Origin of the sequence: Paraburkholderia sp., assembly GCF_034668105.1 — a bacterium.
Classification (GTDB): Bacteria; Pseudomonadota; Gammaproteobacteria; order Burkholderiales; family Burkholderiaceae; genus Paraburkholderia.
The window spans coordinates 1-12,833 of record NZ_JAXDPY010000310.1 but is presented as its reverse complement, the minus strand read 5'-3'; the positions used below and the strand labels follow the sequence as shown (position 1 = coordinate 12,833).

Sequence of the window (12,833 nt, the reverse complement as noted above, 5' to 3'; positions counted from 1 at the left end):
TGGCCAGTCAGGGCTGGACAATCAACTCGCCGGAGCGGCCTGGAATTTCGCCCCACGTAACAGGGTACGATGGCAGCGTGCTGCGGTCCAGCGTGGCGTGGTAATCACCCATGGTCGCGAAGGTGTGGCCTTGCGCGCGCCAGCCCTCCAGCAGCTGCTCGAAAATCGGCGCGAGCTTTTGTCCTTCGAGTTCCGCGTGCAGCGTGAACACTTGATCGTGCGGATTGTTTTCGGTGTGCTTCAACATCCATGCGGCGACGTTGTGCTTATCCACACCATCTACGCCGAGCACTTCGTCGAGCGTGGGCAGCGTGGTGGGCATCTGCACGTGCGACAGTTGCCTGCCGGCGACCACCGGCAGATACGGCGAGTGGCCGCGCCCGTCGGACGCGTACTGCATGCCCCAGGCGTCGATCTGCTCAAACGCATGGCCGTTCATCTGCCAGCCCGCCGCGCCGTGCGTGACGGGCGGCGTGCCGAAGATCGCGACAAAGCGGTTGAAGCTCTTCTGCATCTGCTTCTCGGTCCACTCGCGGTCTTGCGAACGCACGTTGTCCTGCCAATACACGTGATCCCACGTGTGGATGCCACATTCGAAACCAGCTTCATGAATCGCGCGCATTTCCGCGGCGGTCTTCACGCCGATGTCCGGCCCCGGCAGCAGCACGCCGTACATCAATTGCCTGATGCCGTAATGTTCGACCACCGAGGTGCGCGACACCTTCTTCAGAAAGCCCGGCCGCAATACGCGGCGCATTGCCCAACCCGTGTGGTCGGGCCCGAGGCTAAAGAGAAACGTGGCGCGTGCCTTGAAGCGGTCGAAGATGCGCGCGAGATTCGGCACGCCTTCACGGGTGCCGCGCAGCGTGTCGACGTCGATTTTCAGGACGATGCGAGCCAAGGATCAGGCCTTAGTGTTGTTCGACGAGTGCGCGTGCTTCGGCGACGTGGCCGCGATACGCTTCGAAAATCTTGCGCAGTGCTTCGTCGAAGGTCGACTGCGGCGCCCAGCCGAGTTCCTGCATCGTGTTGTCGATCTTCGGGACGCGGTTCTGCACGTCCTGGTAGCCCGCGCCGTAGTACGCGCCCGAGGACGTTTCGACCAGTTGCACTTTCTTCGCGAGCTCGGCGTATTCCGGGAATTCGGCGGCGAGCGTCAGCATCTTGTGCGCGAGCTCGCGCACCGAGAAGTTGTTGGTCGGGTTGCCGATGTTGTAGATCTTGCCCGTGGCGACACCGTTCTTGTTCTCGATGATCTTCATCAGCGCGCCGATGCCGTCGTCGATATCCGTGAACGCGCGCTTTTGCGCGCCGCCGTCCACGAGGCTGATGTTCTCGCCGCGCACGATATGGCCGAGGAACTGCGTGACCACGCGCGAGCTGCCTTCCTTCGGCGTGTAGATCGAATCGAGGCCCGGGCCGATCCAGTTGAACGGACGAAACAGCGTGAAGTTCAGGCCTTCCATGCCGTAACCCCAGATCACGCGGTCCATCAGCTGCTTGGAGCACGCGTAGATCCAGCGCGGCTTGTTGATCGGGCCGTACGACAGTTGCGACTCTTCCGGATCGAACTGCTCGTCCGTGCACATGCCGTAGACCTCTGAGGTCGACGGGAACACGAGGTGCTTGCCGTACTTGACGGCCGAACGCACGATCGGCAGGTTCGCCTCGAAGTCGAGTTCGAACACGCGCAACGGTTGCTTCACGTACGTGGCGGGTGTGGCGATCGCGACCAGCGGCAGGATCACATCGCACTTCTTGATGTGATACTCGACCCACTCCTTGTTGATCGTGATGTCGCCTTCAAAGAAGTGCATCCGCTCATGATTGACCAGGTCGCCCAGACGTTCGGTCTGCATGTCCATCCCGAAGACTTCCCAATCGGTCGTTTCGAGAATGCGTTTGGACAGGTGATGGCCGATAAAGCCGTTCACACCCAGAATCAGGACTTTTTTTGCGTTCATGAATGACGGGGAATTTGAATGAGCTGGGCGAATTCGGCCGGCGTGACAACGGTTTCAGTGCCGTCGTGCTGGTGCCGCAATTCGTGGATGGTGATCGCGCGACCGTCGCCGCATATCGCGAAAACGGCATTATCGCTTACGTGCAGGCCCGGCGGCAAATCTGAACGAAGCGCGCCGGGCGCGGCGAGGCGCGCCCGGGCGATGATAAAACGGTGGCCGTCGAGGTCGGTAAATGCGCCGGGATAGGGCGGCGCGACCGCGCGGATCAGGTTGTAGACCTGTTGCGCGGGCTGCGTCCAGTCGATCCGGCCGTCTTCCGGCTTGCGCCCGCCAAAGTAGCTGCCGTGCGACAGATCGTTCGGCAGATGCGGTGCCTCGCCTGCCAGCAAAGCCGGCAGCACGCGCCACAGCGTCTGCTCGGCGGCCACCGTGACCTTGTCGAACACCTGTGCGGCGGTGTCGTCGGGCAGGATCGGCACAGGCGTTTGCGCGATGATCGCCCCCGCGTCGGGCTTGGCGGCCATTTCGTGCAGCGTCGCGCCGGTTTCGGTTTCGCCGTGGAGCACCGCCCAGTTGGTCGGCACGCGGCCGCGGTACTTCGGCAGCAGCGAGCCGTGCATGTTGTAAGCGCCCCGTGCGGCGAGCGCCAGCAGATCCACCGGCAACATGTGGCGGTAGTAGAACGAAAAGATGAAGTCCGGCCGTGCGGCGCTGAGCGCCTTACGCAGTTCCGCACTCTTCGGATCGGCCGGCGTGACCACCTTGATGCCGTACTCAGCGGCAACCGAGGCGACGCTGCCGAACCAGATGTTCTCGTTCGGGCTGTCTTCGTGCGTGACGACCAGCGCCACCTCGACGCCGCGCGCGAGCAGCACCTGCAGGCAGCGCACGCCGACGTTGTGATACGCGAATACGACGGCGCGCGGCTTCATGGGTTCGGCCCCTGATCGATTAGCGGCGCGGCTTGCACGGCCTGCACCACGGCTTGACGCGGCGCTTCGGCTACTGTCGTGCCGTCGCGCTGTTCGAGAATCGTCTGCACCAGATAACGCGGGCGGGCCCGCACCTGCTGGTAAATCCGGCCGATGTATTCACCCAGCAGCCCCAGCGCGAAAATGATCACGCCGAGCAGGAAGAAGGTGATAGCGAACAGCGTGAACACACCTTGCACTTCCGCGCCGATGATGAAGCGGCGAATCAGCAGCAGCACGAACAACGCGGCGGAGCCGAGCGACAGGATCACGCCGATGAACGACAGCCATTGCAGCGGCACGACCGAGAAGCCGGTGACCAGGTCGAAATTCAGGCGGATCAGGCTGTAAAGCGAGTATTTCGATTCGCCGGCAAACCGTTCCTCGTGCGCGACTTCGATCTCGACCGGATTCTGCGCGAAGGTGTACGCCAGCGCCGGAATGAAGGTGTTGATCTCGCCGCAGCGATTGATCGTGTCGATGATGTGCCGGCTGTACGCGCGCAGCATGCAGCCCTGGTCGGTCATCTTGATGCGGGTGATGCGCTCGCGCAGACGGTTCATCGCGCGTGAGGCCTTGCGGCGCCACAGGCTGTCCTGGCGTTGCAGGCGGATCGTGCCGACGTAGTCGTAACCTTCACGCATCTTGTTGACCAGCTTGCCGATTTCTTCCGGTGGGTTCTGCAGGTCGGCGTCGAGCGTGATGACGATTTCGCCTCGCGATTGTTCGAAGCCCGCCAGAATCGCCATGTGCTGGCCGTAGTTGCCGTTCAGCAGGATCACGCGAGTCGTGTCGGGCCGCGCGCGGAACTGCTCGGCGAGCAGGGCGGCGGATTTGTCACGGCTGCCGTCGTTGATGAAGATCACTTCATAGGCGGTGCCGAGCGCGTCGAGCGCCGGGTAAAGGCGCGCGAATAGCGCAGCCAGTCCGGCTTCCTCGTTGTACACCGGGATGATGATCGACACTTCCGGTGTGACGGCGCGATGTTCCGAATAACTCATTTCCGCTTATTTTCCGTATTGTTCGCAAATTTCATTGACCGCGCGGCAAACCCGTTCCACCTCGCCCCCGTTCATCAGCGTGAAGAGCGGCAGCGTGACGGTGGTGGCGCCGAAGCGCTCCGCATGCGGGAACATGCCTTCCTTGAAGCCTTTCGCGCGGTATAGCGAGAACAGATGAATCGCCGGGTAATGCACGCCCGAACCGATGCCGTGCTCTTTCAACTCACCCATGAAACCCGCGCGGTCGATCGACAGTTTTTCGAGCGGCAGCGTGATCTGGAACATGTGCCAGTTGCTGTTTTCGAAGTCCGCAAACGGCAGGCCTACGCCCAGCTTCACCGCGGCGCCGCCTTCCAGGCCAGCGAAATACGCACGCACGAGCTTTTTGCGCTGGGCGAGGAAACGCTCGAGATGCGGCAACTGGCCGAGGCCGACGCGCGCGGCGACGTCCGTGAGGTTGTACTTGCCGCCCAGCACGTCGCAGTCCATACCGTCGAAACCGGTACGGGTGATGCCTTGCAGCCGGTATTTCTGCGCGAGGATCGCTTCGTCCTCGTTGTTCAGCACCAGGGCGCCACCTTCGATCGACGTCAGATTCTTGTTCGCGTGAAAGCTGAACGAGACGATATCGCCGAGCTTGCCGATGCGCTCGCCTTTCCACGTCGAGCCGAATGCCTGGGCCGCGTCTTCGATCACGCGCAGCTTGTGGGCGCGGGCGATCGCATACAGGCGGTCCATGTCGACCGGCAGACCGGACAGATACACCGGGATGATCGCCTTGGTGCGCGGTGTGATGGCCTTCTCAAGCAAATCGAGGTCGATGTTGCGCGTGACCGGGTCGATGTCGGCGAACACGGGCGTGGCGCCGACTTCGTAGATCACGTTGCTGGTCGACACCCAGCTGGCGGGGCTGGTGATGACTTCGTCGCCTTCGCCCACGCCGGCGATACGCAGCCCGATTTCGAGCGTCGCGGTGCCGGAATTGAACGTCCGCACCGGCCGGCCGCCGCAGAACTCGGACAACGCCGCTTCGAACTTCTGGTTCTGCGGGCCGGTTGTGATCCAACCGGAGCGGAGCACGTCGGCGACGCCCTGAATCGTTTCTTCATCGATCTCAGGTTTGACGAACGGCAAAAAGGGCAAAAACGGAACTGTTGATTGGCTCATGAATGCTTCGCTCGATTGAAAGGGGCGCAACCCGAAGGGCGCGAAGTAGATCACAAACCACTCGCAAACCCAAGGCCACGACTAAAAAAGGGCGTAACCGCCAGGCCTGCCGCGGCCAACCTCACATCTTACCTGGCCGGCGGCGGTGCCCAGCTTCCCACGTCGCTTGCAGCCGGGATTCTCGCAGCGGCGGCCCCAGCGCCGGCAATAAACGGTAATAAGCCGTGCCCGGCACAGCGCGGCCGGGACATGACCACCTAGCTGCGCGCCAGCACGACGACGCCGATCAGGATGACGCCGATCCCGACAAGCTTCTGGACCGACATCACTTCGCCGAATAGATACCACGCCGCGAAAGCGTTGACGACGTATCCGAGCGACAGCATCGGGTAGGCAATCGACACGTCCACCCGCGAGAGCCCGATCACCCAGACGCCCACGCTGATCACGTAGCAGGCCAGCCCGCCGATGATCGGCGGCTGGGTTGCCAGACGGAAGGCAATGGGCAGGATGTTCGCACGGGTGAATTCGAAGTGTCCAACGGCATTCGTTCCGGCTTTGAGCAACAACTGCGCACCCGCGTTCAACGTGACGCCGGCGAGGATGCAAAAGAGCGAAATCGGGTTCATCGAACGGTTAGATCCTGAGATGGGGTCATTGTTGTGGTTTTTCTACTGGCGCCGGTGCCTTCGGTGCCGGCGCCGCTGCATCGGATGCGGGCGCGGGCACCGCCACGGGCTTCATCACCACCACCCGGCGCGAGTCGCTCGCGATCACCTGCATCGGCAAGCCCTCTTTGAGCAACCTGTCGTAAGTGGGCGGCGGGATCAGCGCGAGCGCGTAGCGGTCGCCCTTCCAGCGCTCGATCCACGCGTCGACCGACGGCACCCATTTCTGCGGTTCGACGGATACGCCAAACGCCAGTTCGTCGGGATGTTCGACCATGATCGTCGTGTGGCCCACGTAGAACGGCAGCGTGTGGTCGAGCACGCCGACGGAGTAGAACGGCGTATCGGCCGGCAACCTGGCGATCTCGGCCTTGATGGCGGGCGCGAGTGGCGCGCCGGAACTCAGGCGGCCGAACACGTCGTGACCCGTGCCGGCAATCGTGCCGAGCAGCAACCACGCCGCGCCGAAGCTCGCAACGGCGCCCAGCGTACCGGCGCGGCTGCGGCGGTTCAGCCACAGCGCGACCAGCGTGAGCACGAAGGCGACGCCGAGTGCCGCCAGCACCCAGCTGCGGTATTCGACATACAGTTCAGCCGGGTTGCGCGCGTTGCCGAAGCGTGACATGAACAGCGCCCCGAACGCCGCCACCACGAGAAACAGCGCATAGCCGGCCAGGTGGCGGCGCAGTTGAGCACGAGTGACGAGCGGCAGATACATGCCGATGACAAGGGCGATCGGCGGGGCGATCGGCAGCGTGTAGGACAGTAGCTTCGAGTGCGACGCGCTGAAGAACAGGAAGATGAATGCGGTCCACACCAGCATCAGCGTGACCGGCGCGAAGCCGTTCGGCTGGCGCGGCTGGCGCCAGGCGTGGCGCACGCTCTGGATCGTCACCGACAACCACGGCAGGAAGCCGACCAGCAGCACGGGTATGAAGTAATAGAACGGCCCCGGCCGGTTCTGTTCCGGTGTCAGATAGCGCTTGAATTGCTGAACAATGAAGAAGAAGTTCAGGAATTCCGGGTTGCGCTGCTGTACCAGCACGAACCATGGCGTAACGATCGCGAAGAACACGATCAGGCCGCCGATCAGGTGCAGGCGCTTCCAGAGGGTCCAGTCGCGGGCGAGCAGGCTGTACAGCACCAGCACCGCACCCGGCAGGATCACGCCGACGAGGCCCTTGGAGAGCACCGCGAGTGCCATCGACCCCCAGCACACCCACATCCATGCCCGCACGTTGGCGCTCGGCAGATTGGGGCGCTGGGCGAGCAGCAGCGCGCAGAGCGTCAGTTCCATCCAGAACGACAGGCCCATGTCGAGCGTGTTGAAGTGGCCCATCAGGTTCCAGTACGGCGACGTGGCCAGCACGATCGCCGCGAACACGCCGGTCGCCGCGTTGAACACGCGCGCGCCGGTGAAGCCGATCAGCAGCACGCCGGCAAAGCCCGTCAGCGCGGTGTAAAGCCGCGCCTGCCATTCGCCGATGCCGAACCACGCGAACGTGAGCGCATTTGCCCAGGTTTGCAGCGGCGGCTTTTCGAAATACTTGTAGCCGTTATAGCGCGGCGTGATCCAGTCGCCGGTGACGAACATCTCGCGCGCCATTTCAGCGTAGCGCCCTTCGTCGCTCGGCAACAGATGGCGCCAGCCGAGCGGCACGAACCAGATCACGGCGAGGGCCAGCACCAGCAGTAGGATCGTGGTGCGATTGAGCGGTAGCCTTGTCGGCATATCGTTCATGTATTTCAACCTTTTAGGCGACGCCCTGTGCGGCGTGGCAATGTTGTGTGAAGTCGAGGACGGCGCTCCGGCAGCCCGCTTTCCGGAGATGCAACCTTCATTCGGACGCTGACCGGCCCGCGGTGCCCAGGGCCGCCGCCAAAGCGCCAATGGCGCGCAGTGTACGTTATCGGCCGTGACACGCCCACGGCGGCCGGTCAGTACGGCGCGAGTCCGCGAATCATGAGGACGCGTGCGTAGCCCCATGTGTGCGGCGCCCGCCAGCCCGTTACGCTTCGATCAGCAACGCGGCGGCGACCTTGCGGCCCTCGGCCATCAGGATGTTGTAGGTGCGGCAGGCGGCCTTGAAGTCCATCGTTTCGACGCCGATGCGTTTGGCGGTGAGCGCGGCGGTCAGGCGCGGATGCGGGAAGCGCAGCCGATCGCCGCTGCCGAACACCACCACTTCGGGCGCCGATTCCACCAGCATGGCGAAATGCTCGGCGCTCAGGTCGTCGAAAGCGGAGACCGGCCAAGGGATGACGGGCGCTTCGGGCAGCACGAGAAGGCTGCCCGAATGGCGCACCAGATTGATTTCGACGTAGTCGGCGCCGTAGCCGGTAACGGTGTTGAGGGCGCCACTGGGGTCTTGATGTAATTTCAAATTCGTTTTCCGAAGTCGTCGTGAGGCATCATGCGTGTGGGCGGCCTGACCAGGCAGAACGCAAGCAGGGCGGTTTGACGCGAGCGAGACACGCGAGTACACAGAAGCGGCCGAAAAGGCTTGCCGATGCGGTTGGTGCATTGCGGAAGTCGGCCAAAATCCGCTAAATTATAGCTTTTTAGCCGCCTCGCGGCGCCCCCCGCTCAAGTGCTGCGTCATGGGCTGTCATAAGCCGCCCTAAGCGCAGGGGCGCGGCCCACCGGCTACCTGCCTGGTTCTGCACGTTTTTCGGTTGTTTTTGGCCTGCTGCTTTTGGCCGCTTTGGCCGGCCATGAGCGGTCTGGCTGCCGCTCCGGCGCAATCCGCCGCAGGCGGCGCCTCACTGGCCTGGAAAGCCGGCGCACCCGCTTCTCGCGACCCGATCCATGTCTGGCGGCCGCGCCGCGTCATAATTCCCCGCATCGGCGGACTTGCCCGGCCCGGCGTTTTTTTGCCCCCGCTTGTTCGCCCAAGCCCATCAACAGGATGAAGTGCCCGCCGTGAAACCGATTCTCAAATCCAACAAGTTGTTGAATGTCTGCTACGACATTCGCGGGCCTGTCCTCGAACATGCAAAGCGGCTCGAAGAAGAGGGCCACCGCATCATCAAGCTGAACATCGGCAATCTCGCGCCATTCGGCTTCGACGCTCCGGATGAAATCATCCAGGACATGATCCTGAATCTGCCGGGCTCGTCCGGCTACTCGGATTCCAAGGGGGTGTTCGCCGCGCGCAAGGCGATCATGCATTACACGCAGCAAAAGGGCGTGCACGGCGTCGAACTGGACGACATCTACATCGGCAATGGCGCCTCCGAGCTGATCGTGATGGCGCTGCAGGGCCTCCTGAACGACGGCGACGAAGTATTGCTGCCCGCGCCGGACTACCCGCTGTGGACCGCCGGTGTAAGCCTGTCGGGCGGCACGCCGGTGCACTACATCTGCGACGAGTCGAACCGCTGGATGCCTGATCTGGACGACATCCGGGCGAAAATCACGCCGAATACGCGCGCGCTCGTCGTCATCAATCCGAACAACCCAACCGGCGCGCTGTACTCGGACGAACTGCTGCTCGGCCTGATCGAGATCGCCCGCCAGCATGGCCTCGTAATTTTCGCCGACGAGGTCTACGACAAGATCGTCTACGACGGCAAGAAGCACACGTCGATGGCCGCGCTCTCCGAAGACGTGCTCACCGTCACGTTCAACAGCCTCTCGAAGAGCTACCGTTCGTGCGGCTACCGCGCCGGCTGGATGTTCATCTCGGGCCTGACCGGCGAGAACCGCCGCAATGCCAAAGACTATTTCGAAGGGCTCGGCATTCTGGCCTCGATGCGCCTGTGTCCGAACGTGCCCGGCCAGTACGCGATCCAGACCGCGCTCGGCGGCTACCAGAGCATCAACGACCTGATCGTGCCGAGCGGGCGCCTGTACAAACAGCGCGAACTCGCGTATGACATGCTCACGGCCATCCCCGGCGTGAGCTGCGTGAAGCCTGAGGCGGCGCTGTACATGTTCCCGCGCCTCGATCCGAAGATTTATCCGATCCAGGATGATCAGCAGTTCATCCTCGACCTTCTGCTGGAAGAACGCGTGCTGCTGGTTCAAGGCACCGGTTTCAACTGGAAGACGCCGGATCACTTCCGCGTCGTGTTCCTGCCGAACGTGGACGACCTCGCGGATTCGATCAACCGGATCGCGCGTTTCCTCGACGGTTACCGCAAACGCCACACGGCTTGAGATGGACGGCGCGTCTCGCGCGCGCCGCGGCCAGCCCCGTTTCCTTTTAATCACTTACTCGAAAACACACGCTGCATGGAACCGATCAAAGTTGGACTGCTGGGCTTCGGCACGGTAGGCAGCGGCACCTTCACGGTACTGCGCCGCAATCAGGAAGAAATCAAACGCCGCGCGGGCCGTGGCATCGAGATTGCGCGCATTGCCGTGCGCAACCCCGCCAAGGCGACCGCGGCGCTCGGGAGTGCTGCCGGCACCGTGGCGCTGACCGATGACTTCAACGCGGTGGTGGACGATCCGTCGATCGATATCGTGGCGGAGATGATCGGCGGCACGGGTGTGGCGCGCGCCCTCGTGCTGCGCGCGATCAAAAACCGCAAGCATGGGGTGACCGCCAACAAGGCGCTGCTCGCGGTGCACGGCACGGAAATCTTCGAAGCGGCGCGCGCCAACGGCGTGATGGTGTCGTTCGAAGCGGCGGTGGCGGGCGGCATTCCGATCATCAAGGCGCTGCGCGAGGGGCTCACGGCCAATCGCATCCAGTACATTGCCGGCATCATCAACGGCACGACGAACTACATTCTCTCGGAGATGCGCGACCGTGGGCTCGATTTCGCGACCGCGCTGAAAGCCGCGCAGGAACTCGGTTACGCCGAAGCCGATCCGACCTTCGACATCGAAGGTGTGGACGCCGCGCACAAGGCGACGATCATGAGCGCGATTGCATTCGGCGTGCCGGTGCAGTTCGACAAGGCATATGTCGAAGGCATCAGCAAGCTCGCGGCGATCGACATCAAATACGCCGAGGAACTCGGCTACCGCATCAAGCTGCTCGGGATTGCGCGCCGCACGGATAAGGGCATCGAACTGCGCGTGCATCCCACGCTGATTCCCGAGAAGCGCCTGCTGGCCAACGTGGAAGGCGCGATGAACGCCGTCGTCGTGCATGGCGACGCGGTGGGCACGACGCTGTACTACGGCAAGGGCGCGGGCGCGGAGCCCACGGCCTCCGCCGTGGTGGCCGATCTGGTCGACGTGACGCGTCTGCATACGGCGGACCCGGAGCATCGCGTGCCGCATCTGGCGTTTCAGCCGGACAGCCTGTCGAGCACACCGATCCTGCCGATCGACGAAGTGACGAGCGGCTACTACCTGCGTCTGCGTGTCGCGGACGTAACCGGTGTGCTGGCCGACATCACGCGCATTCTGGCGGATAGGGGCATTTCGATCGACGCGCTGCTGCAAAAGGAATCGGAGCAGGTCGACGCGAACGGCAAGGGCGAGACCGACATCATCCTGATTACGCACGAAACGGTTGAAAAGAACGTCAACGCTGCGATCAGGACGATCGAAGCGCTGAAGACCGTTGTCTCGCAAGTCACGAAGTTGCGCATGGAAGCGCTGAACTAGGCTGAACTATGAACTATCTCTCTACGCGCGGCGCCGGAGCCGGCGAGCGCCATACGTTTTCCGACATTCTGCTGGGCGGTCTCGCGAAAGACGGCGGCCTGTACTTGCCGGCGCAATATCCGCGCGTCACGGCGGACGAGCTGACGCGCTGGCGCACGCTGCCGTACGCGGATCTCGCGTTCGAAATCCTGTCGAAATTCAGCGACGACATTCCCGCCGACGATCTGCGCGCACTGACGCGCAAGACCTACACGGCCGAGACGTATTGCAACGTGCGTGACGACGAAAGCGCCGCGCAGATCACGCCGTTGAAGACGCTTGGCGTCGAGAACGGCACGACCTTGTCGCTGCTGGAACTGTCGAACGGCCCAACGCTCGCGTTCAAGGACATGGCGATGCAGTTGATCGGCAACCTGTTTGAATACGCACTGGCGAGGCATGGCGAAACGCTGAACATTCTTGGCGCGACTTCGGGCGACACCGGCAGCGCGGCTGAGTACGCGATGCGCGGCAAAAAGGGCATTAGCGTGTTCATGCTCTCGCCGCACAGGAAGATGAGCGCGTTCCAGACCGCGCAGATGTATAGCCTGCAGGACCCGAATATCTTCAACATCGCGATCGAGGGCGTATTCGACGACGCCCAGGACATCGTCAAGGCGGTCTCGAACGATCACGCGTTCAAGGCGAAGTACAAGATCGGCACGGTCAACTCGATCAACTGGGCGCGCGTGGTGGCGCAGGTCGTGTACTACTTCAAGGGTTACTTTGCCGCGACGAAGTCGAACGACGAGCGTGTGTCGTTCACGGTGCCGTCGGGCAACTTCGGCAATGTGTGCGCGGGCCACATTGCGCGGATGATGGGTTTGCCGATTGAGAAGCTGGTGGTGGCGACGAACGAGAACGACGTGCTCGACGAATTCTTCCGCACGGGCATTTACCGGGTGCGCAAGGCGGCTGAGACGTATCACACGACCAGCCCGAGCATGGACATTTCCAAGGCGTCGAACTTCGAGCGTTTCGTATTCGATCTGCTGGATCGCGATCCGGCGCGGGTGTTGCAACTGTTCCGCGACGTCGAGGAGAGGGGCGGATTCGACCTCGCGGCGAGCGGCGATTTTGCACGTGTGAAGGAATTCGGTTTCGTGTCGGGGCGCAGCAGCCACGAGGACCGGGTAGACGCGATCCGCGACGTGTTCGAGCGTTACGACACGATGATCGACACGCACACGGCTGATGGTCTGAAGGTAGCCCGCGAGCATTTGCAGGCGGGCATTCCGATGATCGTGCTGGAGACGGCGCAACCGATCAAGTTTGGCGAAACGATCCGCGAGGCGCTGCAACGCGAACCGGAGCGCCCATCCGCGTTTGAGGGTCTGGAGTCGTTACCGCAGCGCTTCGAAGTATTGCCGGCAGACGTGCAGCGCGTAAAGGACTACATCGTCGCCAACACAGCCGAGTAAACCGACGGGTATGGAGCGCGACTTTGTCGCGCT

11 protein-coding genes are annotated in these 12,833 nt (G+C 62.8%); 3 read left to right on the top strand and 8 right to left on the bottom strand.

Going from position 1 to position 12,833, the window contains the following annotated elements; all coding sequences use genetic code 11:
- Window positions 1-7: 7 nt before the first annotated feature.
- From QOC89_RS14175 to QOC89_RS14140, 8 genes are all read right to left on the bottom strand, one after another.
- Window positions 8-901, bottom strand: coding sequence for a polysaccharide deacetylase family protein (locus QOC89_RS14175; protein WP_323045583.1), 894 nt, complete (start codon window positions 899-901; stop codon window positions 8-10).
- A 10-nt stretch (window positions 902-911) separates the two neighbouring features.
- Window positions 912-1,964, bottom strand: a complete 1,053-nt coding sequence (locus QOC89_RS14170; RefSeq protein ID WP_323045582.1) for a bifunctional UDP-4-keto-pentose/UDP-xylose synthase — start codon at window positions 1,962-1,964, stop codon at window positions 912-914.
- A complete protein-coding gene (locus QOC89_RS14165; RefSeq protein WP_323045581.1) occupies window positions 1,961-2,896 on the bottom strand; it encodes a formyltransferase in 936 nt (311 codons plus the stop codon). The genes QOC89_RS14170 and QOC89_RS14165 overlap by 4 nt, the downstream gene beginning before the upstream one ends.
- Entirely contained in the window at window positions 2,893-3,936 is a 1,044-nt protein-coding gene (locus QOC89_RS14160) for a glycosyltransferase (protein WP_323045580.1), read from the bottom strand. Before QOC89_RS14160 ends, QOC89_RS14165 begins: the two co-directional genes overlap by 4 nt.
- A gap of 6 nt (window positions 3,937-3,942) precedes the next feature.
- On the bottom strand, window positions 3,943-5,103 hold the full coding sequence (locus QOC89_RS14155; protein ID WP_323045579.1) for a DegT/DnrJ/EryC1/StrS aminotransferase family protein: 1,161 nt from the start codon (window positions 5,101-5,103) through the stop codon (window positions 3,943-3,945).
- Between the two features lie 257 nt (window positions 5,104-5,360).
- A complete protein-coding gene (locus QOC89_RS14150; RefSeq protein WP_054034531.1) occupies window positions 5,361-5,732 on the bottom strand; it encodes an SMR family transporter in 372 nt (123 codons plus the stop codon).
- A 25-nt stretch (window positions 5,733-5,757) separates the two neighbouring features.
- A complete protein-coding gene (locus tag QOC89_RS14145) occupies window positions 5,758-7,512 on the bottom strand; it encodes a glycosyltransferase family 39 protein (protein ID WP_323045578.1) in 1,755 nt (584 codons plus the stop codon).
- Between the two features lie 268 nt (window positions 7,513-7,780).
- The gene (locus tag QOC89_RS14140; protein WP_323045577.1) at window positions 7,781-8,155 is read right to left on the bottom strand and encodes an Mth938-like domain-containing protein; all 375 of its coding nucleotides are present in this window, start codon (window positions 8,153-8,155) and stop codon (window positions 7,781-7,783) included.
- Window positions 8,156-8,685: 530 nt separating this feature from the next.
- On the opposite strand from QOC89_RS14140, the gene QOC89_RS14135 reads away from it, so the two are divergent.
- The 3 genes from QOC89_RS14135 (at window position 8,686) to thrC (ending at window position 12,800) form a co-directional block, all read left to right on the top strand.
- Window positions 8,686-9,933, top strand: a complete 1,248-nt coding sequence (locus tag QOC89_RS14135; protein WP_323045576.1) for a pyridoxal phosphate-dependent aminotransferase — start codon at window positions 8,686-8,688, stop codon at window positions 9,931-9,933.
- Between the two features lie 75 nt (window positions 9,934-10,008).
- On the top strand, window positions 10,009-11,340 hold the full coding sequence (locus QOC89_RS14130; protein ID WP_323045575.1) for a homoserine dehydrogenase: 1,332 nt from the start codon (window positions 10,009-10,011) through the stop codon (window positions 11,338-11,340).
- A gap of 8 nt (window positions 11,341-11,348) precedes the next feature.
- Complete coding sequence (gene thrC, locus QOC89_RS14125) at window positions 11,349-12,800, top strand: threonine synthase (protein WP_323045574.1); 1,452 nt, start codon at window positions 11,349-11,351, stop codon at window positions 12,798-12,800.
- The last annotated feature ends 33 nt before the right edge of the window (window positions 12,801-12,833 follow it).

Bases quoted from the DNA above. Each gene is read 5' to 3' on its own strand.
- QOC89_RS14170 (WP_323045582.1), bottom strand. From the start codon at position 1,964: ATGAACGCAAAAAAAGTCCTGATTCTGGGTGTGAACGGCTTTATCGGC.
- QOC89_RS14165 (WP_323045581.1), bottom strand. From the start codon at position 2,896: ATGAAGCCGCGCGCCGTCGTATTCGCGTATCACAACGTCGGCGTGCGC.
- QOC89_RS14160 (WP_323045580.1), bottom strand. From the start codon at position 3,936: ATGAGTTATTCGGAACATCGCGCCGTCACACCGGAAGTGTCGATCATC.
- QOC89_RS14155 (WP_323045579.1), bottom strand. From the start codon at position 5,103: ATGAGCCAATCAACAGTTCCGTTTTTGCCCTTTTTGCCGTTCGTCAAA.
- QOC89_RS14150 (WP_054034531.1), bottom strand. From the start codon at position 5,732: ATGAACCCGATTTCGCTCTTTTGCATCCTCGCCGGCGTCACGTTGAAC.
- QOC89_RS14145 (WP_323045578.1), bottom strand. From the start codon at position 7,512: ATGAACGATATGCCGACAAGGCTACCGCTCAATCGCACCACGATCCTA.
- QOC89_RS14130 (WP_323045575.1), top strand. From the start codon at position 10,009: ATGGAACCGATCAAAGTTGGACTGCTGGGCTTCGGCACGGTAGGCAGC.
- thrC (WP_323045574.1), top strand. From the start codon at position 11,349: ATGAACTATCTCTCTACGCGCGGCGCCGGAGCCGGCGAGCGCCATACG.